The organism is Brevundimonas sp. GW456-12-10-14-LB3 (assembly GCF_059424365.1).
In genome coordinates, this window is record NZ_JBWKZJ010000048.1 from 1 (window position 1) to 20,421 (window position 20,421).

General features: G+C 68.3%; 24 protein-coding genes and 1 tRNA gene. 19 read left to right on the forward strand and 6 right to left on the reverse strand.

Translation table 11 applies throughout. The features are described 5' to 3' along the window. From AC07XS_RS14465 to AC07XS_RS14515, 11 genes are all read left to right on the forward strand, one after another. The coding region (locus AC07XS_RS14465) for a PDZ domain-containing protein (RefSeq protein ID WP_182714998.1) at positions 1-334 on the forward strand (334 nt) is incomplete at its 5' end. Further along, complete coding sequence (gene gspD, locus AC07XS_RS14470; RefSeq protein ID WP_054766048.1) at positions 331-2,484, forward strand: type II secretion system secretin GspD; 2,154 nt, start codon at positions 331-333, stop codon at positions 2,482-2,484. The genes AC07XS_RS14465 and gspD, both read left to right, overlap by 4 nt. Positions 2,485-2,488: 4 nt before the next feature. Continuing rightward, positions 2,489-3,985 carry a type II secretion system ATPase GspE gene (gspE, locus tag AC07XS_RS14475; RefSeq protein WP_182714997.1) on the forward strand — a complete coding sequence of 499 codons (1,497 nt, stop codon included), beginning with the start codon at positions 2,489-2,491 and terminating at the stop codon, positions 3,983-3,985. After that, positions 3,985-5,202: a type II secretion system inner membrane protein GspF gene (gene gspF, locus AC07XS_RS14480; protein ID WP_182714996.1), complete on the forward strand. Its 1,218-nt coding sequence runs from the start codon at positions 3,985-3,987 to the stop codon at positions 5,200-5,202. The genes gspE and gspF overlap by 1 nt, the downstream gene beginning before the upstream one ends. 13 nt (positions 5,203-5,215) lie before the next feature. Next, the gene (gene gspG / locus AC07XS_RS14485; protein WP_182714995.1) at positions 5,216-5,665 is read left to right on the forward strand and encodes a type II secretion system major pseudopilin GspG; all 450 of its coding nucleotides are present in this window, start codon (positions 5,216-5,218) and stop codon (positions 5,663-5,665) included. Next, the gene (locus tag AC07XS_RS14490) at positions 5,637-6,134 is read left to right on the forward strand and encodes a GspH/FimT family pseudopilin (RefSeq protein WP_182715000.1); all 498 of its coding nucleotides are present in this window, start codon (positions 5,637-5,639) and stop codon (positions 6,132-6,134) included. Before gspG ends, AC07XS_RS14490 begins: the two co-directional genes overlap by 29 nt. After that, on the forward strand, positions 6,127-6,507 hold the full coding sequence (gene gspI, locus AC07XS_RS14495) for a type II secretion system minor pseudopilin GspI (RefSeq protein WP_182714994.1): 381 nt from the start codon (positions 6,127-6,129) through the stop codon (positions 6,505-6,507). Before AC07XS_RS14490 ends, gspI begins: the two co-directional genes overlap by 8 nt. Continuing rightward, on the forward strand, positions 6,504-7,112 hold the full coding sequence (gene gspJ / locus AC07XS_RS14500) for a type II secretion system minor pseudopilin GspJ (protein WP_182714993.1): 609 nt from the start codon (positions 6,504-6,506) through the stop codon (positions 7,110-7,112). The genes gspI and gspJ overlap by 4 nt, the downstream gene beginning before the upstream one ends. A gap of 26 nt (positions 7,113-7,138) precedes the next feature. Next, positions 7,139-8,095: a type II secretion system minor pseudopilin GspK gene (gspK, locus tag AC07XS_RS14505; protein WP_255478918.1), complete on the forward strand. Its 957-nt coding sequence runs from the start codon at positions 7,139-7,141 to the stop codon at positions 8,093-8,095. After that, positions 8,092-9,201, forward strand: a complete 1,110-nt coding sequence (gene gspL, locus AC07XS_RS14510; protein WP_182714992.1) for a type II secretion system protein GspL — start codon at positions 8,092-8,094, stop codon at positions 9,199-9,201. Before gspK ends, gspL begins: the two co-directional genes overlap by 4 nt. Then, positions 9,198-9,671: a type II secretion system protein M gene (locus AC07XS_RS14515; protein WP_182714991.1), complete on the forward strand. Its 474-nt coding sequence runs from the start codon at positions 9,198-9,200 to the stop codon at positions 9,669-9,671. Before gspL ends, AC07XS_RS14515 begins: the two co-directional genes overlap by 4 nt. A 26-nt stretch (positions 9,672-9,697) precedes the next feature. On the opposite strand, the gene AC07XS_RS14520 is transcribed toward AC07XS_RS14515, so the two are convergent. The 3 genes from AC07XS_RS14520 to AC07XS_RS14530 all read right to left on the reverse strand — a co-directional run bounded on the left by AC07XS_RS14520 (position 9,698) and on the right by AC07XS_RS14530 (position 11,354). Further along, on the reverse strand, positions 9,698-10,696 hold the full coding sequence (locus AC07XS_RS14520) for an SMP-30/gluconolactonase/LRE family protein (protein ID WP_321208153.1): 999 nt from the start codon (positions 10,694-10,696) through the stop codon (positions 9,698-9,700). 73 nt (positions 10,697-10,769) lie between these two features. Further along, positions 10,770-10,845: transfer RNA gene (locus AC07XS_RS14525), tRNA-Thr, on the reverse strand. Positions 10,846-10,916: 71 nt separating this feature from the next. Beyond that, on the reverse strand, positions 10,917-11,354 hold the full coding sequence (locus AC07XS_RS14530; protein ID WP_182714990.1) for an HIT family protein: 438 nt from the start codon (positions 11,352-11,354) through the stop codon (positions 10,917-10,919). Between the two features lie 110 nt (positions 11,355-11,464). On the opposite strand from AC07XS_RS14530, the gene AC07XS_RS14535 reads away from it, so the two are divergent. Next, complete coding sequence (locus AC07XS_RS14535) at positions 11,465-11,821, forward strand: phage holin family protein (RefSeq protein WP_182714989.1); 357 nt, start codon at positions 11,465-11,467, stop codon at positions 11,819-11,821. 21 nt (positions 11,822-11,842) lie between these two features. Here AC07XS_RS14535 and AC07XS_RS14540 read toward each other — a convergent pair whose 3' ends face one another. Next, positions 11,843-12,931, reverse strand: coding sequence for an ABC transporter ATP-binding protein (locus tag AC07XS_RS14540; RefSeq protein WP_182714988.1), 1,089 nt, complete (start codon positions 12,929-12,931; stop codon positions 11,843-11,845). A gap of 178 nt (positions 12,932-13,109) precedes the next feature. Here AC07XS_RS14540 and AC07XS_RS14545 point away from each other — a divergent pair, with 178 nt between their 5' ends. After that, a complete protein-coding gene (locus AC07XS_RS14545; protein ID WP_182714987.1) occupies positions 13,110-15,725 on the forward strand; it encodes a TonB-dependent receptor domain-containing protein in 2,616 nt (871 codons plus the stop codon). Between the two features lie 65 nt (positions 15,726-15,790). Then, positions 15,791-16,138 (forward strand): ArsC family reductase, encoded by a 348-nt coding sequence (locus AC07XS_RS14550; protein ID WP_054766034.1) that lies wholly within the window; start codon positions 15,791-15,793, stop codon positions 16,136-16,138. On the opposite strand, the gene AC07XS_RS14555 is transcribed toward AC07XS_RS14550, so the two are convergent. Both AC07XS_RS14555 and AC07XS_RS14560 read right to left on the reverse strand, forming a co-directional pair. Next, the gene (locus AC07XS_RS14555) at positions 16,131-16,958 is read right to left on the reverse strand and encodes an endonuclease/exonuclease/phosphatase family protein (protein WP_182714986.1); all 828 of its coding nucleotides are present in this window, start codon (positions 16,956-16,958) and stop codon (positions 16,131-16,133) included. The two genes, AC07XS_RS14550 and AC07XS_RS14555, sit on opposite strands and share 8 nt — an antisense overlap. A gap of 13 nt (positions 16,959-16,971) precedes the next feature. Continuing rightward, positions 16,972-17,211, reverse strand: coding sequence for a DUF2188 domain-containing protein (locus tag AC07XS_RS14560; protein ID WP_054766033.1), 240 nt, complete (start codon positions 17,209-17,211; stop codon positions 16,972-16,974). A 185-nt stretch (positions 17,212-17,396) separates the two neighbouring features. Here AC07XS_RS14560 and AC07XS_RS14565 point away from each other — a divergent pair, with 185 nt between their 5' ends. The 5 genes from AC07XS_RS14565 to AC07XS_RS14585 all read left to right on the forward strand — a co-directional run. After that, complete coding sequence (locus tag AC07XS_RS14565) at positions 17,397-17,792, forward strand: DUF6249 domain-containing protein (RefSeq protein ID WP_054766032.1); 396 nt, start codon at positions 17,397-17,399, stop codon at positions 17,790-17,792. 21 nt (positions 17,793-17,813) lie between these two features. Beyond that, complete coding sequence (locus tag AC07XS_RS14570) at positions 17,814-18,368, forward strand: sigma-70 family RNA polymerase sigma factor (protein WP_182714985.1); 555 nt, start codon at positions 17,814-17,816, stop codon at positions 18,366-18,368. Further along, entirely contained in the window at positions 18,358-18,759 is a 402-nt protein-coding gene (locus AC07XS_RS14575) for a hypothetical protein (protein ID WP_182714984.1), read from the forward strand. The genes AC07XS_RS14570 and AC07XS_RS14575 overlap by 11 nt, the downstream gene beginning before the upstream one ends. Before the next feature lie 57 nt (positions 18,760-18,816). Next, entirely contained in the window at positions 18,817-19,653 is an 837-nt protein-coding gene (gene panB / locus AC07XS_RS14580; RefSeq protein ID WP_182714983.1) for a 3-methyl-2-oxobutanoate hydroxymethyltransferase, read from the forward strand. Positions 19,654-19,732: 79 nt separating this feature from the next. Beyond that, positions 19,733-20,421 (forward strand): tetratricopeptide repeat protein (locus tag AC07XS_RS14585; RefSeq protein ID WP_182714982.1); only part of this gene is annotated, 689 nt, incomplete at its 3' end.

A 20,421-nucleotide genomic window follows, 5' to 3' on the forward strand; every position in this document is an offset into this window, starting at 1 on the left:
GATCGTGACCCCGCCCGCCGCTTCCCCCGCCTCGAACGCGGCCGCAGCCGCAGTCGTCAATCCCCAACGCCTGATCGCTCAGGCCGCTTTGCGCCCAAGGCTGCAGGGGCTGGGCGTCAAAGGCCTGACCGTCTCGTCCGCCGGAGACGGGTCGGAGCTTCGCAGCGCGGGTCTTCAGGCGGGCGACGTCATTCTGTCGGTCAACGGCGTGGCCCTGAACAGCCCTCAAGCGGTCGGCGCCCTGAGAAGTCAGCTGGCCGACGCTTCCTCTGCCGAAATCCAGTATGAGCGCGGGGGGCAGACCCGCACCACCACCATAAGGACGCGACCATGACCGTCTCTCTGCGCCACCGGCTGATGCGCTCCGGCGTCGGGGCGCTGGCCCTGGTTCTGGCTTTTCAGGCGCCGGTCGCGGCCTCGCCGGTCCTGGCCCAGGAGGCGCGCCAGACCCTGAACGTCCAGGGCGCCGACATTCGCGCCTTCATCCAGGACGTGGCCCGCACCACCGGCCGCACCTTCATCGTCGACCCGGCCGTGACCGGTACGGTGACGGTGACCAGTGAGCGCCCGCTGGGTCGGGCCCAACTGTTTGAAGTCTTTTTGTCCACCCTGCGGGCCAACGGCCTGGTGGTGACGCCGACCCAGTCAGGCGCCTATCGGATCAGTCCCGCCCAGGGCGCGGCCCAGGGACCGTCCACCGTCGGGGCCGAGCGGTTCTCGACCGAGGTCTTCCAACTGCGCAACATCGACGCGGCCTCGGCCGCCGAGACCATTCGGCCCCTGGTCGGGGCTCAGGGCCAGGTTCTGGCCAATCCGGGCGCCAACAGCGTGGTGGTGGCCGATTTCTCGGACAATCTGGCGCGCATCCGCTCGCTGATCGGCCGGATCGACGTGGATCGGTCCAGCTATGAGGTGGTCGCCCTGGAGAACGCCTCCGCGCGCGAGATCGCCGGGGTGCTGCAACAGGTGATGGCCGCGCCCGGGGGCGGGCAGGGCATGGTGACGGTCACGCCGGTCGAAAGCTCCAACTCCATCGTCCTGCGCGGCGACGGCCAGGCCCTGGCGCGGGTGCGCGGCCTGATCCATGACCTGGACGGCCGGTCGAGGGCGAACCAGGATGTGAACGTCGTTTTCCTGGAACACGCCAACGCCGAGCAGCTTCTGCCGGTGTTGCAACAGGTGGTGGGCCAGCCCGTGACGGCCTCCAACAGCACGAGCCAGGGCTTGCGCACCGCCGCGACCGGATCGACGACCAGCGCCTCCAGCGGCCTGTCGCGCGCCGCCGCCAGCTTGGGGAGCGGAGACGCCGAGGGCGGCGCCATCGGCTCGTCCTCCGTCACCGCCACCGGCCAGCGCGCCACCATCGCCCGCTTCCCCGGCGCCAACGCCCTGGTGATTTCCGGGCCGGCCGACATGCAGCGCACCTTGGCCGACGTCATCCGTCGCCTGGACGTGCGCCGCCAGCAGGTGCTGATCGAGGCCATTGTGGTCGAGCTGAGCGACAACGCCGTACGCGAACTGGGCGTCCAGTGGCTGTACGGCGGTGAGAACGGCGTCGGCCTGACCAACTATACTGACAACGCCACCCCGCTGGTGAAAATGGCCGGCGGCGCCTATGCGGGGCAGCTGGACGAGGACGATCCTCTGCGCGAACAGCTGCAGACCCTGGCCCTGAACAGTCTGGTGGGCGCCAACGGCTTCGTCGGCGGCGGCGGGTTCGAGGTCGGAGACGGCCTGTTCGGCTTCATCATCAATGCGGCCAAGACCGACAAGGGCTCCAACCTGCTCCAGACCCCGTCCATCATGACGCTGGACAACGAAGAGGCCACCTTCCTGGTCGGACAGGAGGTGCCGATCACCACGGGCCAGACCCTGCTGGACGGAAACTCCAACCCCTTCACCACCACCGACCGCAAGGACATCGGGGTGCGGTTGACAGTCAAACCTCAGATCAACGCCGGGGGCTCCATCACCCTGACGCTGCGTCAGGAGGTGTCGGCCATCAATGGCGGCCTGACCAGCAGCACGACGGATTTGGTGTTCGACAAGCGCGAGCTGCAGACGACCCTTGTCGTCGATGACGGCGACATTGCGGTGGCCGGGGGGCTGCTGGACCAGAACGACATCATTCAGGCGGACAAGATCCCCGGTCTGGGCGACCTGCCGGGAGTCGGGGCCCTGTTCCGCTCGAACAGCCGTCAGCGCGGCCGAACCAATCTGATGGTGTTCCTGCGCCCCACCATCATCCGCACCCGCGAAGAGGCCCAAGGGTTGGCTGCCGACCGTTGGGGCTATATCCGCGACCAGCAGCAGGCGGTTCAGCCGGATCGCGAGCCCAGCCTGGACGCTCTGGTGCGGGACTATATGCGGACCCAGGCTCCGGCCGCCCCGGCGACGGGCGAGCCGATGGTGATCGCGCCCACCGGCGTGACCGCGCCTGTGGCCCCGGTCGAGGCCGCGCCCCTGCCGTCGGCGGGATATTGACGCCATGATCACCTTGGTCGGCCCAAGCCTGCCCTACGGCTTCGCCAAACGGCACGGCGTCCTGCTGCTGGACGCCGGCGATGTGGCGCGGGTGGGTCTGCGCGAGGGCGCCGACCCCAAGGGACTGATCGAGGCGCGGCGGGTGCTGGGTCGGCCGCTGGCGGTTGAGCCCCTGAGCCAGGCCGCCTTCGACCGGCAGCTGTCCGAGATCTATGCGGGCGATCATCTGGCGGCGGCGGACGGCGAGGATCTGGACATGCCTGCCGGTCTGGACAGTCTGATCGACGACATCCCGGCGGCCGCCGACCTCCTGGACACGGCCGACGACGCCCCGGTCATCCGGCTGATCAACGGAATCATCGCCGAGGCGGTGCGGACCGGCGCCTCGGACATCCATCTGGAGACCTATGAGAGCGCGCTTCTGGTGCGGATGCGGATCGACGGTGTGCTGCGCGAGGCCCTGAGCCTGAATCCGCGCATCGCGCCGCTTCTGGTCTCGCGGATCAAGGTCATGGCGCGGCTGGACATCGCCGAGAAGCGGGTGCCCCAGGACGGCCGCATTCCGTTGGCCCTGGGCGGCAAGACGCTGGACGTGCGGGTCTCGACCCTGCCGTCGCGCGGCGGCGAACGGGTGGTGATGCGGATTCTGGACAAGGATCAGGCGGGCCTGACCCTGGACCGCCTGGGCATGGTGCCCGACGCCCTGGCCGCCTTCCGCGCGGCCCTGGCCGAGCCGAACGGAATCATCCTGGTCACCGGGCCGACCGGTTCGGGCAAGACCACCAGCCTGTATGCGGGCCTGGCCCTGTTGAACGACCAGACGCGCAACATACTGACAGTCGAAGACCCGGTCGAATACGCCATCGACGGTGTCGGCCAGACCCAAGTCAACACCAAGGTCGGCATGACCTTCGCTGCGGGCCTGCGGGCCATTCTGCGCCAGGACCCGGACGTGGTCATGGTGGGCGAAATCCGCGACGTCGAAACCGCCGCCATCGCTGTCCAGGCCGCCCTGACCGGCCATCTGGTCCTGTCCACCGTCCACACCAACGACGCGGCGGGGGCGGTGACGCGTCTGCGCGACATGGGGGTGGAGCCCTTCCTCCTGGCCTCGACCCTGCGGCTGATCGTGGCCCAGCGGCTGGTGCGCCGTCTGTGCGAACACTGTCGCATCCCCGAGGTCGCCGACAAGAAGACCGCCAAGCTGATCGGCGCCAAGGCCGGGGTCACGGTTTGGCGCCCGCAGGGGTGCAGCCACTGCGGCGGCTCCGGCTATATCGGTCGGATCGGCCTTTATGAGGTGATGAAGGTCGGCAACCGCCTGCGTCGCCTGATCGCCGCTGAGGCGGACGAGGACGCTCTGGTCGCCGCCGCCTTCGATGGGGCGGGAACCCTGGGGCATCGGGCGCGGGCCCTGGTGCTTGAGGGTGTCACCTCGGTCGAGGAGGCGGTGCGCGTGGCTCGCCAGGAAACGGCGGCCGACCCGGCGGAGGCGGCCTGATGGCGGGCTTCGACTATGTCGCCGTCGATGCGGTCGGCCGAACCGTGTCCGGCGCCCTGACTGCGGCGGACGAGACGGCGGCGAGGGGACAGTTGAGCCGTCGCGGCCTGATGGCGTTGGAACTCACGCCGGCTCGTGTCGGGTCGCGGGGCGAACGGCCCCTACAGGGCGGCGCCGGCGTCCGTCTGGGGGCGAAGACCTTGGCCCTGACGACCCGGCAGCTGGCGACGCTGATTTCCGTCTCTCCGGTCGAGGAGGCGCTTCGGACGTTGGCCCTCCAGGCGGATCGGCCGGCCGTGCGTCGCGTGCTGGAAGGCGTTCATGCCGGGGTGATGGAGGGGCGGCGGTTGTCCGACGCCATGTCGGTGCAGGGCCGCGCCTTTCCGCCGCTCTACCGGGCCATGGTCTCGGCCGGCGAACAGTCCGGCGCGCTGCAACCCATTCTGGAACGGTTGGCCGACGGGCTGGAGCGGGACCAGCAGGTGCGGGGCAAGGTGATCACGGCGATCGTCTATCCCGCCGTCTTGGCGGTGGTAGCGTTGGGCGTCATCGCGGTGCTGATGACCTTTGTCGTGCCCAAGGTGGTCGATCAGTTCGAAAGCATGAACCAGACCCTGCCGCTGTTGACCCGGATGGTGATCGGCCTGTCGACGCTGATGCGGCACTGGGGCTGGCTGCTGATCCTGATCCTGGCGGCCCTGATCGGCGGGGGCGTGGCCGCGCGGCGCCATCCTGCAACCCGTCTGCGCATGGATGAGGCGATGTTGAGATTGCCGGTCGTCGGCCGGCTGACGCGCGACCTGCACGGCGCGCGCATGGCGCGGACCCTGTCAACCATGATTCAGGCCGGCCTGCCCGTGCTGGAGGGGCTGACGATCACCGCCCGAACGGTGTCGAACCGGGCCCTGAGACGCGCGACAGAGACCATGGCCGAGGCCGTTCGCGAGGGCGGGGGCCTGTCGGCCGCCATGCGCCGCGCCGGCGTCTTCCCGCCGCTGCTGGTCTATATGACCGCTTCGGGCGAGAGCAGCGGCCGGCTGGAGCCTATGCTGGAGCGCGCCGCCGACTATCTGGAGCGAGAGTTCGCCACCTTCACCGCCGTGATGCTGAGCCTGCTGGAGCCGGCCATCATCGTCGTCATGGGCGGGGTAGTGGCCCTGATCGTCCTGTCGATCCTGCTGCCCATTCTTCAGATCAACACCCTGGCGATGGGGTGAGGAGCGTTTAGTGATGACTTCAGAAAATCAGAACAAGAGACGGAAACGGCAAGGTTTCACCCTGGTCGAACTGATGGTGGTCATCGTCATCATCGGCCTGTTGGCGACGGTCGTGGCCATCAATGTCCTGCCCAGCCAGGACCGGGCCATGGTGGCCAAGGCCAAGGCGGACATCGCGGTTCTGGAACAGGCGATCGAGACCTATCGCCTCGACAATCTGAACTTCCCCACCGATCAGCAGGGGCTGCAGGCCCTGGTGTCGGCGCCCGCCGGTCTGACCCAGCCGGAGCGGTATCGCGAGGGCGGCTATGTGCGTCGTCTGCCCGAAGATCCTTGGGGCAATCCCTACCGCTACCGCCGCCAAAGCACGCACGGCCAGCCGTTCGACGTCTTCTCCCTGGGGGCGGACGGGAAGGAAGGGGGCGAGGGCAATGATGCGGACCTCGGCAACTGGCAGGGCTGACCGCGCTCAAGCAGCGCGCCGCCGTGCGGCGAGCGGTAGCGCCAAAAGAAAAGCCGGTTTCACCCTGGTCGAGCTGATGGTCACGATCGCGGTGATCGGGCTGGCGGCTGGGGCGGTGGTGCTCTCCATGCCCGATCCTCGACCGGCCGTCGGGGTGGAGGCCGAGCAGTTCGCCGCTCGGCTGGCGCGCGCCCGAGATGAGGCCATCATGACCAACCGTCCGGTGGCGGTCGAGGCGGACGCATCCGGCTATCGGTTCGCGCAGTTCGACGGGACGGCCTGGACGCCGCTGAACGGCGTCTTCACGCCTCGAACCTGGGCGGAGGGCGTCGCGGCGCCCGCCGGCCCTGTTCGCATCGTCTTCGATCCCACGGGAATCGCCGATCCGGCGCAGGTTCGGCTGAGCCGTGACGAACAGGTCCGCACCATCTCGATCGACGGCGCGGGCGAGGTGTCGATCAATGGTTGAGGCCGTCCGATCGTCAGCGGCGGGCCGCGCCGGCTTCACCCTGATCGAAATGCTGGTGGCGTTGGCGGTCTTCGCCCTGGCGGCGATGGCCCTGCTGAACCTGTCGGGAGAAGCCACGCGCTCGGCGATCCAGCTGGAAGCCCGCACCCTGGGCGGGGTCGTCGCCGAAAACGTGGCGGCCGAGGCCATGCTGGCGTCCAGCCTGCCGACCGGTGAAACCTCAGGCCAGGTCGAGCTGGCGGGCCGCGTCTGGCGCTGGCGGCGGGTGGTGACGGGAACCGAGGTTCCCGGCCTGGGCCGGATCGACGTTCGCGTCTTCACCGACGAAGGCCAGGTCGCCGACCGGGTCCTGTTCCGCGCGGCTGCGGCATGAGGCGCGTGCGCCACAGGCTTGGGAGGCAGGGCGGCTTCACCCTGGTGGAGGTGCTGGTCGCCCTGGCGATCTTCGCCCTCCTGGCCGGGGCGGGCGCCCTGGTGCTGAGCCAGACGATCGACACCCGGTTCGCTCTGCGCGCCGAGACCGACCGGATCGGCGATCTTCAGCGCATGCGCGCCGTGTTGAAGGCCGACCTGGCCCAGGCTGCGCCGCGCCGCGTTCGCGCCCCGACCGGGCGGCCTCTGCCGCGCGCCCTGATGGGGCAGGAGCAGCCCGGCGATCCGATCCTGACCCTGGTTCGGAACGGCTGGTCCAATCCCGGCCAGGCCCCGCGGGCGTCGTTGCAGAGGGTCGAATATCGGGTGGTGGAGGGGCGTCTGGAGCGCCGGGTCTTCCCCTATCTGGACGGCGCGCGCCCGGGACCGCCTCAAGTCCTCTGTCGCGGGGTCAAGGACGCCGCCGTGACCTTTATTCAGGATGGGTCGGAAGCCCAGGCCTTCATCACCTCCAGCGACCGACCGCTGCCCGATGCGGTTCGTATCGTCATGACCCTGGACGGGGTGGGACGGCTGGAGCAGCTTTTTCTGGTCGCATCGGCATGAGGCGGGGGCGGACGTCGCGCGAAGGGATGGCCCTGCTGACCGTCCTGCTGCTGGTGGCCGTCATGGCCGCCGTGGCGGTCGTCCTGTTGGACGACGTGCGCTTTTCCGTGCGCCGCACCACCAACGCCGACGTCCAGGCCCAGGCCCAGTGGTACGCCGCCGGGGCCGAGAGCCTGGCCCGTCGCCAGATCGCAGACCTGATCAAGGCCGATCCGCTGCGCACCCCTCTGGAGCCGCGCTGGAACGGCCGGGTGCTGAACTTCCCGATCGAAGAGGGGACGATCCGCGCCGTCGTCACCGACGGCCAAGCCTGTTTCAACCTGAACTCGCTGGTCTATGGCCAGAGGGAAGATCTGTTCGCCCGGCCCGAGGGCGCGGCCCAGTTCATCGCCCTGGGGGCCGCCCTGGGCGTGTCGCGCGCCCGGATGGCCGCCGCCGCCGCCGCCCTGACCGACTGGATGGACGCCGATGCGGAGGCCGCGCCGGGCGGGGCCGAGGACGCGCGTTACGCCGGCCTCGCCACGCCCTACCGGACCGGCGGAATCATGCTGGCCGACGTCAGCGAGATGCGGGCGGTCGCCCACATCGACGCCGGTCTCTATGATCGGCTTCGACCCTATGTCTGCGCCCTGCCGACGGCCCAACCGGCCAAGTTGAACGTCAACACCTTGACGCCGGATCAGGCGCCGCTTCTGACCATGCTGACCGGGGGCGCGGTCGGGGTTCAGGGCGCGCGGGCCGCCATCGCCGCCCGACCGCGCCAGGGCTGGGCCTCTACGGACGCCTTCTGGGGGCAGCCGGCCCTGCAAACCTATTCGCCGGATGATCAGACCCGTGAGCAGGTGACGCTGGTCACGCGCTATTTCGATCTGACGGTCGACGTCGACTATGCGGGCGGTCGCGCCGTCCGAACCGCCTTGATCCACGCCGCGCCCGACGGCGCGGTGCGCACCGTCATTCGCCGCTGGACCCCTGAAGAATGAGCCAGACCCGTATCGTCATCATCCCGCCGGCCGCCTCCATGCCCGCGCCCTTCCTGACCTTCGACGAAGGCGGGCGGGTGTTGCAGCGCGGGTCGCTGTTGCTCGAAGACCCCCAGACGACGCCCGATGTCCGCACCGTCGCCGTGGCGCCGGGCGCTGATGTTCTGGTGCGCTGGCTGGATCTGCCGGTCGGCGGCGCGGCTCAGGTGCGGGCCGCTGCGCGCTGGACCTTGAAGGACGAACTGGCCGGCGATCCCGAAAGAACGGTCGTGGCCGTGGCGCCGGCGGCGCGCGGCGAAGAGACCGCCCCACGACTGGTCGCCGCCGTCAGCGCGGGTCTATTGGAAGCCTGGATCGACTATCTGGCCGCCCTTGGGGTTCGGCCGGTCGCGGTCACGCCCGACTGTCTTCTTGCGCCGCCGCCGTCGGGCGATGAACTGGTCGCCGCCGCCTTCGGCGGGGATACGGCCCTGCGGGGTGAAGGCTTTGCGGCCACAGTGCAGTCCGATCTGGTGGCCCTGATCGCCGGCGATCGCCGCCTGGTGCGGATCGAGGACGCCGAGACCCTGGAGCGCTGGCTGGCCGCCGCCGCCGTCGCGCCGGCCGTCGATCTGCTGTCGGGCCAGGAACGCAAGCGCGAACCGGGCCGGGGCGACTGGCGTCTGGCGGCGGCCTTGGCGGCGGCCCTGCTGGTCTCGCCCCTGATCCTGACCGCAGCGGGCAGCTTGCGCGACCAGGCCGCAGCGCAGGACGCCGAACGCCGGACCCTGGCCTTGATCGAGGCCCGGCTGCCGGAGGCGGCCGGCGCCCCCGATCCCGTTCAGGAGGCGCGTCGGCTGATCGACGTCGCGCCGCCGCCGGGCGGACTGGCGGCGGTCTCCGCAGCCTTGTTCGCGGCGATCGAACAGGTGGAGGGGGCCGAACTGGACAGTCTCAGCGCCGGCCCCGGCAAGGGGGTGCGGGCGACGCTCAGCTATCCCGCCTTTTCGGATCTGGACGCGATCCGCGCGACCCTGACCGCCTCTGGGCTGTCAATGACGGACCAGTCCACGGTCGAGGACGGCGGTCGGGTGGTCAGCGAAGTGATCATTGGAGGGATGCAATGAACGGCCTGATCGCTCAAGCCGCCGCCTGGTGGGACGGCCGCACCTTGCGCGAACGGCGCATGCTGACCGTGATGGGCGTGGCGATCGCCGCCGTCCTGGCCTGGTTGCTGATCGTTCGGCCGCTGGCGAGTTGGCGCGATGAGGCCGCGCGGACGCGCGCGACGGCCGAGGCCGAACTGACGGCCATCGAGCGCGGGACGGGGAGCCTGGCCGTCGGCGAGGCGAAGGCAGGAGAGGTCGACGTCTCCGCCGCCGTCGCCGAGGTCGAGGCGGCGACCGGATTGACGCCCCAGATGGGGATGTCGGCCGAGGGAGGGCTGGGGTTCAGCCTGACCAATGTGTCGACCACCGCCGCCTTCGGCTGGCTGGCGGCCCTGCATGACCGGAAGGTCGAGGCGACGACCCTGAATGTGGTCGAGAACGCCGACGCCACGATCAGCCTGGAAGGGACGCTGACCGCCGCGCGGTGAACCCGCCGCGCCGTGAACCCGCCTCGTCAGCCGCGCGTCAGGGTCTCAAGCCGCAGCAGTCGGTCGCCGGCGGTGATGAACAGGGTGCGGCCGTCTTCGCCGAAGGTGCAGTTGGCCGCCGCGCCCGCCGTGTCGATCAGACCCAGGCTGCGGCCGTCCGGCGTCAGCACATGGACGCCGCCCGGACCGGTGGCGAACAGGCGTCCGTCCCGATCGACCGCCATCCCGTCCGGCAGGCCCGGCGCCGAAGGCCCCGCCAGGGCGGCGAAATCCTTGAACACCCGGCTGCCCGTGATCCCGCCCGCGCCGTCCAGCTCATAGGCCATCAGGACCGGTCGCGCCGGATCGGAGACCGAGACATAGAGGGTGCGCTGATCCGGGGACAGGGCGACGCCGTTGGGGAAGGTCAGATCATCGACCAGACGATGCACGTCGCCATCGGGATCGAGCCGGTAAACGCCGTTCTCCGCCATCTCCTTCAGCGGCGAACGGTCCATGTCCTTCAGACCATAGGGCGGGTCGGTGAAGAAGATCGCACCGTTCGACGCCTGGACCAGATCATTGGGGGAGTTGAACCGCGCGCCGCGGTAATGGGTCGCCAGCAAGGTCTTGACCCGGGTCGCCAAATCCACGCGGGCGATCGCCCGATTGCCGTGATCCGCCATCAGGATCGTCCCCGCCGGACCGGCGATCAGGCCGTTCGACCCCGGCTCGCGGAAGACAGACGGGTCGGGTCCGTCATAGCCGGACGGCGCCATGAAGACCGACAGGCCGCCCGCTCGTGACCAGCGATGGATGCGGTTCTCCGGCACGTCGCTGAAGAGCAGATACGCCCCCTCGGCGATCCAGACCGGGCCTTCAGACCAGGTGAAGCCCGACGCCAGACGCTCGAGCCGCGCATCCGGAGCGACCACCCCGTCTAAGGCCGGGTCCATACGGCGGACGCCGCCCGCCGTCACGGCGAGGGAGGAGCAGCCCGCAGCGGCGAGACCGCCGACGAGCACCAGACGACGAGAAGCAGGCAAGACGCACTCCTGAAAAGAGCGGACACTGTAGCGATCCTCAGGTCCAAGGCCATCCGTCTTCAAAGAAGGGTAATGGTGCCGGTTGCAGGAATCGAACCCGCGACATCCAGTTTACAAAACTGGCGCTCTACCAACTGAGCTAAACCGGCCGCGTCCGTATGACGGAACTGCGCGCCTTATGCGGACGGATCGCGCCGGACGCAAGACGCCTCGCGCGGCCTCAGTCCAGGGCGGCGGCGATCCTGTCCGCGAGAGGCTGAAGCGTCGCCGCATCGGCCATGGGGGCGTGACCGTGGCCCTTCATCGGTCGGTCCGCCCAGCGCGGGATGATGTGGAAATGCAGATGGAAGACTGTTTGGCCGCCGGCGTCGCCGTTGAACTGCATGATCGACAGGCCGTCTGGCGACAGCGCCTTTTCCACCGCGCGCGCGGTCCGTTGAAGCGCCGCCGTCATATGGGCCAAAACGTCGGGCTCGACCTCTAGCAGGTTCCGCGCCTTGGATTGTTTGGCGATGATCAGGACGTGGCCCTCCGACTGAGGAAAGACGTCCATGAAGGCCAGGACGTGGTCGTCCTCCCAGACCTTCACCGAGGGCAGTTCGCCGCGAAGGATTTTGGCGAAGACATTGTCGGGATCATAGGCGCCGTGAAGGCTCATCTGCAGTCTCCGTGTCGGATCGTTCCGCGAATCTAGCAGGCGCGACGGATCGAGGGGAGCCTTTTGCCGGGATCGCGCGTTATGGTGACGCTTCCAGCCCTGAGGACATCATGATCCGCTTCATCATTCAGGCCGTCGTCACCATGATCGGCCTTTGGCTGTCGGCCCAGGTGGTGCCCGGCGTCGCCTTCACCAACAACGGCTCTTTGATCGCGGCCGCCCTGATTCTGGGCCTGGTCAATGCGGTGGTGCGGCCCTTCATGGTGATTGTGACCTTCCCGATCACCATCGTGACCCTGGGGCTGTTTCTGCTGGTGGTGAACGCCGCCATGATCGGCCTGACCGCCATGTTCCTGGGCGGTTTCGCCGTGAACGGCCTGTGGGCGGGGATCGGCGCCGCCATCGTGACGGGCGTGGTCAGCTGGATCGCCGGCGCCTTCATCGGCGACGAGGAAAAGCGCGGCTGACGCCGCGCGGTCCAGCCTCGGTCACAGGCGGGGGAAGGCGCAACCCTCTGCGTCGAACAGATGGACGTCTGCGGGCGCCGCCGACAGGCTGACGGTTTCGCCGACCGTCAGACGGCGCTCGCCGGGCGTCTGGACCGTCAGGGTCTCGTCGGAGGCGGGATGTTTCAGATGGGCCATGGTGACTGCGCCCAGGGTTTCGACGAACAGGACCTGGGCCGACAGGCTGTCGCGACCGTCGTTCAAGGCGATATGTTCGGGCCGTATCCCCAGGGTGACGGCGGCGCCCGGCTGGGCGGTCGAGGCGTCCACCGCCGCCCGCACCCTTTCGCCTCCAGCCGTCTTGACGACTGCGCCTTCTTTCGAAGCCTCGACGATCTCGGCCTTCAGAAGGTTCATCTTCGGGCTGCCGATGAATCCGGCGACGAACAGATTGGCCGGATGCTGATAAAGCGCCATCGGCGCCCCGACCTGTTCGATCCGTCCCCCGTTCAAGACCACGATGCGGTCCGCCAGGGTCATGGCCTCGACCTGATCATGGGTGACGTAGATCATGGTCGTCTTAAGCTCGCCGTGCAGCCGCGCGAACTCGTAGCGCATCCGCACCCGCAGTGCGGCGTCCAGGTTGGAAAGGGGCTCGTCGAACAGAAACACCTGGGGCTCGCGCACAATGGCGCGGCCGATGGCGACGCGCTGCCGTTGGCCGCCGGACATGGCCTTGGGTTTGCGATCCAGATAGTCGGTAATGCTCAGGGCCTCGGCCGCCGCGCGCACGCGCCGATCGATCTCGCCCTTGTCCGTCTTGGCCAGTTTCAGTCCGAAGGCCATGTTTTCATAGGCCGTCATGTGCGGATAAAGGGCGTAGGACTGAAAGACCATGGCCACGCCGCGATCCGAGGGCGACAGGGCGTTGACCCGGCGCCCGCCGATCCAGACGTCCCCCGTCGTCGCCTCTTCCAGGCCGGCGATGGTGCGAAGCAGGGTGGATTTGCCGCAGCCGGACGGGCCGACGAAGACGACGAATTCGCCGTCCGCGATCTCCAGATCGACGCCCTTCAGCACCTCTACGGCGCCGAACGCCTTCTTCACGTCGATCAGACGGACGTCCGCCATGCTTCTTCCCCAGGTCGCTGCGTTTTGGCCCACCGTAACCGGTTACATGGCGGGATCAATGGGCGAGGTTCGCTTCGGCCAACGCAGTGGGGCAAATCTGCAAAATTGCAAAATTGAGTCTTCACAAGCAGCGAAGTGTCGGTAAAAGCCCCGGCTTGGACCACGGGGGAAGACCGATATGACGAAGCGCAGACTCTGGATGGCGACCGCCGCCGGCTGGGCCGTCGCCGTCGCGGGCGCGGCCCAGGCGCAGCAGCCCGCTCAGGTGGAAGAGGTCGTGGTGACGGGGTCGCGTCTGGCCGGGGGAGATCGGGTTGCGCCGGTGGAAACCGTGAACCGCACGGTGCTCGCCGCCGCCGGAGTAGGCGATGCGGGCCAGCTGACCCGGCTCGTGACGGCCAATTCGGGCTCTGAGGCGCAGGTCGATCAGCTGAATCAGCCGCAAAGCTCGGGCACGGCGCAGTTCAATCTGCGAAACCTGGGCCTGGGCTCCACCTTGGTCCTGGTGGACGGCCAGCGTTGGACCTCCAGCGCCGTGGTGGCCACCGACGGCGCGGCCTTCGTGGACATCAACGCCCTCGTCCCCCTGATCGCCCTGGAGCGGATCGAAGTGGTCAAGGACGGCGCCTCGGCCGTCTATGGATCGGACGCGGTCGCCGGGGTCGTCAACTTCATCACCCGCACCGCGGTCGATCATCCGGAATTAAGCGCCCGTTACGCCTTCGCCGACGGATCGGACGAAACCCTGGTCCAGGGGCTGGGCGGCTGGACGCTGCTGGGCGGCGATCTGACGGTCGCGGCGTCCCGCTTCCACCGTTCGGCCCTGAGCACGGATGAAAGGGATTTCGCCCAGGCGCAGACCTATGGCCGGGCCCCCTGGACCGCCGTGACCAGCTACGGCCAGCCCGGCTCCTATTACCGGCCCAGCCGCCGCGCCTATTCGCCCGATCCGAGCTGCGGCGACCCTGCCTTCCAATCCGCCTATCTCAACTCAGCGACCGATTCATTCTGCCGACTGGACTATTCGGACTTTTTCGACCTGGCGCCGGAAGAGACGCGGACCCAGGTTTTCGCCGATTATCGACGCCCCGTGGGGGACATGCGCCTGTCCTTGCAGGCGGCGGGCTCGGCCAGTTCGACCACGGCGCGCCAGACGCCGTCCCTGCCCATTCTGGCGCGGTCCCTGAGCGTCCCGGCGTCCCATCCCGACAATCCGTTCGGAGAAGACGTCCTGTTTCGCGGTCGGCTTCTCGGCGCCGAGGCCGGGGCGTCGAAGGCTCAGTTCGACTATCGCACCTGGCGGGTCGCCGCAGGGCTGGACGGCGATTTCTCCGGCGGCTGGCGCTGGAGTCTGGCCGCCACGGCCAGCCGCCAGCACGTCGCCTATGACAAGCCGGACGTGATCGGCAGCGCCCTGCAGAACGCCTTGAACGGCCTGGGCGGTCCGGGGTGCGACCCGGCGACCGGGACGCCCGGCGTCGGCGCCTGCCGATATTTCAACCCGTTCGGAAGCGCCTATCTGGGGACCGGCGCGCCCAATAGCGCCGCCCTGATCGACAGTCTGATCGGCTCTGCGGGTCTGCGCGGCGCCGCCAGCCTGACGACCGCCGACGCCTCGACCTCGGGTCAGGCCCTGGGCTGGGACGGCGGCTCTGTCGATCTCGCCCTGGGGCTCCAGTATCGCCGCAGCGCTTTCCGCCACGACTGGAACGACCTCGTCAACCGCGGCGACCTGCTGACGGCCGGCTATTCGCCGGACTTCGACGGCGACCAGCAGGCTTTGGCCGCCTATGCCGAGGCGCGTCTGCATCTGGGAGACCGGATCGAGGCCCAACTGGCCGGCCGCTATGAAGCCTATGACGGGGAAGGCCGGTTCAATCCCAAGGCGGCCGTTCGCTGGGAGGTGGTGGACGCCCTCGCCCTGAGGGCGTCCTGGGGCCAGGGCTACCGGGCGCCCTCGGTCTACGCCCAGTCCGGCGCCCAGGCGGCGCAGCCTTCGGTGCTGGATCGCGGCGCCTTCGTCTTTGTCAACACCCTGACTTCCGGCGATCCGGACCTGAAGCCCGAAAAGTCGGAAAGCCTGACCTTCGGCGCCCAGTGGCGTCCGCTGGGCGGGCTGGAGCTGTCCCTCGACGCCTGGCGGTTCGACTATAGGGATCAGGTGGTCAAGGAATCGGCCCAGGCCGTGATCAACCAGGCGGCGGCCGATGATTTGGCGGGACGGACGGGCACGGACGCCCAGTCGCGTCTGACCCGGTCCGCGAGCGGGGCCCTGACCTTCGTTCAGCTCTATTTCATCAACGCCTCGTCGATCGAAACCCAGGGGGTGGATCTGTCGGCCCGCTACGGCCGCGATCTTTGGGGCGGACGGGCGTCGGCGGCGGCGGACTGGACCTATGTCGATCGCTACGACATCCGCCTGGATGCGAGCGCCGGCGCCGTGTCCGGCGTGGGGTCCACCAATCTGAACAACATCGGTCGATCCTTGCCGCGCAATCGGGGAGAGTTGGTTCTGGATTGGCGCGACGGAAGGCAGGCTTTGACCGGCCTTATTCACTATACGGCGGGCTACGCCAACGACCGCAGCGGGATCACCGACGTCTCGATCGCCAGCCAAACGACCGTCGACCTGCTTTACACCCGCTCCGTCGGGACCGACGTCGATGTGACGTTGGGCGCGGTCAATATCGCCGACAAGGCGCCGCCCCTGGCCCAGTTCGCCTTCGGATACGACCCCGTCGTGGCCGACCCACGTGGTCGGGTGATCAGTCTGGGCTTTACCAAGCGCTTCTGACTGCTTCCGACCCATCTGGCGCGGCCTTCTTTCCTCGGCTAAGGCGCGGGGTGAAGGAACTCGCCATGACCCCGACGCTTTACGGCATACCCAACTGCGACACTGTCAGAAAGGCGCGCGTCTGGCTGGAACAGCATGGCGTCGATTATGTTTTCCACGACTATAAGAAGGCGGGGATCGATCCCGTGCGCCTGGGCGGCTGGGTCGATGAACACGGCTGGGAGGCGGTGCTGAACCGCGCCGGCACGACCTTCAAGAAGCTGCCAGATTCCGACAAGGCGGGCCTGAACCGAGACAAGGCCGTCGCCCTGATGATCGCCCAGCCGTCGATGATCAAACGGCCCATCCTGGACCTGGGGGATCGGCGGCTGGTCGGGTTCAAGCCAGAGCTTTACTCCCAGGTCTTCAGTTGAAGGCGACGGTCGCGGCGACCCCGAAATGGTCTGACGGATATTCTCCGCCGGTGGGCTGAACCCCGAACAGATGGGCGGCGGCGGGGGTGAAGAAGGTCCGCTCCACGAAGATGTGGTCGATGACCCGGTTCGGGTGCCCCTTGGCCGGATTGAGGGTCGTCTCGGCCGCGCCGGCGGGCAGGGCGCTGGTGAAACGCGGGCCGGTCAGAGCCGCCAATCCCGGATCGTCCTGGGCGGCGTTGAAATCACCCATGACGATCAGCGGCGTCCCGTCCTGAGGCAGCCAGGACAGCAGATGACCGATCTGGCGGGCGCGCACGGCTCCGGCGTCCTGCTGCCAAGCCAGGTGGGTCACGACGACGTCGACGGGCCGGCCGCCGACGGACAGGCGCAGACGCAGCGCCGTGCGGTAGTCGTCCAGGGGCTCCAGCCGCACCGAGTCGCGCGCCAGTACGGGCAGGCGAGTCAGAAGGGCGCTGCCGTAGCGACGCCGCGCGTCTTCGGGATCAGTGGAGACGAAGGCGACCTGATAGCCGCCCAGTTCGCGCGCCAGGATTTCGGCCTGATTCTCCAGCCCCTTGTCCGCGTCCTCCAGCACCTCCTGCAAGGCGATGACATCGGCGTTCTGAGCCCGGAGCGCCGCGATCAGAAGCGGCCGCCGCGCGGGCCAATCGCCCATGTCGTGCCAGATGTTGAAGGTCGCCAAGGTCAGGGAGGGGATCGGCTCCCGGTCAGCGGGTCCGCCGGCCAAGCCGCTGTTGGCGCAGGCCGCCAGCGGCGCGGCGGCTGCGGCGGCGAGGAGGACGCGGCGTGAGATCAAGACCGTCTTCGCCTCAATCTTCGACATCGGTGACCGGCCGGTCGTGGCCGTCCGCCGTTTCAGTCACCCAGCGACCGTCGGCCGTTTCATATTCGATGGCGGCGTTCTCGTCCGGAACCTTCTGTTCCCGCGAGGCCTGGACGGCCGCGGCCTTGGCCGCCTCATGCGTGGGATAGGTTTCGGAATAGGTGTCGCCGACCCTATAGGCCCAGCCCCCGTCGTGTTCGACGATCCGGTAGACGACATGGGCCATGGGGCGCTCCTTAGAATGACAATGAAGACGACCCTAGCGGCCTCGGCCGGATGCGTCAGCCGCCTTCATGAGACAGCTTACCGATATTTCATCTGGGTTTCCGCATCCGTTTGCGCGGGCTGACGCCTCTTGTGATCAGAAGGCCGCCGCATCAGGCTGTCACAACGGATCAAAGAGAGTCTGTCATGGAACTGACACCCATCTTCATCGTCTTCATCGTCTTCGGCTCCATCGTCGCCGTGATCGTGGGCCCCTCCTATCTGAAAAGCCGCGAGCGCACCGAGATGCAGCTGACCGTCCGCCATGCTGTGGACAAGGGCCAGACGCTGCCGCCCGAACTGATCGACGCCATGACCAAGGACGTGCAGAAAAGCCTGCCGTCGCGGACCAAGGACATTCGCAAGGGCGTTCTGAGCCTGGCGGCCGGAGCAGGCTTGGCCGGTTTCGCGCTGATAATCGGTTCGGCGCACCGCGACTTTGGCTCAAACGGCCAAGAAGTCTTGCTCGGTCTGTCCTGCATCCCCGCCGCGATCGGGATCGCCTTCATCATCCTGGGCTTCTTCAACCCGAACAAGGCCTGACGTCGACCGGAGGGGGACGTCATGAGCAAGTCCTTACGCGATCTGCACGACGTGGAGCTGGCCGCCCAGGCGGCGGCCGGCGGACGGCGGGAATATGGCGAACTGGTCCGGCGGCACGGTTCGGCGGTTCGGGGGCTGCTGCGCCGCATGGGCGCGGCGCCGTCCCTGGCCGACGACGTCGCCCAGGACGCCTTTCTGCAAGGTTTTCAGCGCTGTTCGGAGTTTCGGGGGCAGGGGACCTTTGCGGGCTGGATCAAGAAGATCGCCGCCCGCCTCTATCTGAAGCGCGTCGCGCGCGAAGCCCGCTATGTGGCCGAAGCAGAGGCCGATGAGGCGGCGCCGGTTCAGGATCAGGCCGGCTCCATGGATCTGGACGAGGCGCTGAGGACCCTCAGCGAAACGGAAAGGGTCTGCGTGTCCCTGTGCCACGGCGCGGGGATGTCTCACCCGGAGATTGCGGCAGCCATGAATTTGCCACTCGGCACGGTGAAGTCACATGTCAAACGTGGTCTGGATAAACTCCGCGCGCGGTTGCAACCCGTGGCGGCGGACGGGAGGTCGCTCCATGTCGGCTGACGAATTCGATCCGATGATCGAGCGCCTGTTTTCGCGCACTCCGACCCTGGCGGATGAGGCGCTGTTCGTGGCCACCCTGCAGGCCCGGTTGGAGAAGCGGTCGCGCTGGCGCGGTCTGGCTCTGACGGCGGCCGGCTTGGTCGGCGGCCTCCTGGCCGTGCGGGAGGGCGTGAACTTCAACTTCAGCGGCGACCCCGACACGACCCTGACGCAGGGGGTGCGGACCGCCGCAGCCGCGGCCCAGGGCGCGGCCCAGACAGGCTTGGACAGCCTGGGACTTGGGTCGATCGACCTGATGGGCGGCTCAGGCATGCTGGCCTTCTGGATCGCGGCGGGCGCGGTGGCGGCCCTGCTGGCGGCGGGAGCCGTGAAGCTGTCGCAGGACGTCTGAGGGTGACTTGCGTCTTCGGCGCGCCTATCTGACGCCCCTCAGGTCAGGAGGCGCCCGATGTCCGTTCATGTTCAAGAGACCGTCAAACGGATTTCGGTCCCCGACATCGCGGGACGAAAAGGCGGCGAGCCGATCGTCTGCCTGACCGCCTATGACGCTCCGATGGCGGGGCTGCTCGATCCCCATTGCGACGTTCTTCTGGTCGGCGACAGCGTGGGGATGGCGGTTCACGGCCTGCCCAACACCGTCGGCGTCACCCTGGACATGATGATCCTGCACGGTCAGGCGGTGGTGCGTGGATCGCGCCGGGCCTTGGTCGTGGTCGACATGCCCTTCGGCTCCTATGAGGGCGGCAAGGAAGCGGCCTACGACAACTGCGTTCGGGTGATGAAGGAAACCGGCGCCCAGGCGGTCAAGCTGGAGACCAGCGTCGAACTGGCCGAGATCGTGGCCTTTCTGGTCAGGCGGGGCATTCCCGTCATGGGGCATGTCGGCCTGCGTCCCCAGGCGGTTCTGGCCGAGGGCGGTTTCCGGGCCAAGGGCCGTACAGACGTCGAGCGGGATCGGGTCCTGGCGGAAGCCAGGGCCACGGCCGAGGCCGGCGCCTTCTGCATCGTCATCGAGGGCGTCGCCGAATCGCTGGCGCGCGAGATCACCGAGACCCTGGACGTTCCCACCATCGGCATCGGCGCCTCGGCCGCCTGCGACGGCCAGGTCCTGGTGGTCAACGACATGCTGGGCCTGTTCGACTGGGCGCCGAAGTTCGTGCGGAAATACGCCGATCTGCGCACCGAGATCGACCGCGCGGCCGCCGCTTTCGCCAATGATGTGAAAACCCGCCGTTTTCCTGCCGAAGTCGAGACCTACTTCTCGAAAAAGCCGGCTTCGCCGTAACGGACGACGTTGCGGGCGAGGGGCCGACCTTCTAGGGTCCGCGCCGGTTTGCTTTTTGCGATTTTGGGGCGACGTTTCCGTGGTTGATGTCTTCGAACAGGTCGAGGAGGAGCTTCGCTCCGACCGGTACAAGCGCCTGGCCCGCACCTGGCTGCCCGTCGTGGGCGCCGTTCTGGTGGTCGCCCTGGTCGCCGCCCTGGGCTGGTGGGGCTGGGACAGCCTGAACTCGAGCAAGGCCGCCAAGGCTGCCGAGGCCTATGATCGCGGCATGGAGGCCCTGCGGGCCGACAAGCCGGTCGATGCGCGCGCCGCCTTCGAGGAAGCCGCCAAGGAAGGCAACGGCGCCTATAAGGTCCTGGCCCTGCAACAACAGGCGGGCCTGGCGGTCAGCGCCAACAAGATTCCTGATGCGGTTCGCCTGTTCGAAGAGGCGGCCAAGGCGTCGGGCGATCCGATCCTGTCGGACCCGCCCGCTCTCAAGGCCGCCTTTCTGGTGATGGACACGGCGCCCCTGGCCGACCTGGAGGCGCGCCTGTCGCCCCTGGCCGAGGACGACCGTCCGCTGCACGCCTTCGCCCAGGAAGCCCTGGCCCTGGCGCGCCTGCAACACGGCAAGACCAAGGAGGCGCGTGAAGCCTTCGTTCTGCTGCAACTGGGCCAGGACGTGCCCGACGACGTGCGCCAGCGCGCCAATATCGCCGCCGCCCTCAACGACATGCCTCAATTCCGCGCCACCACATCGGCCCAGACGACCGGCACCAACACCGG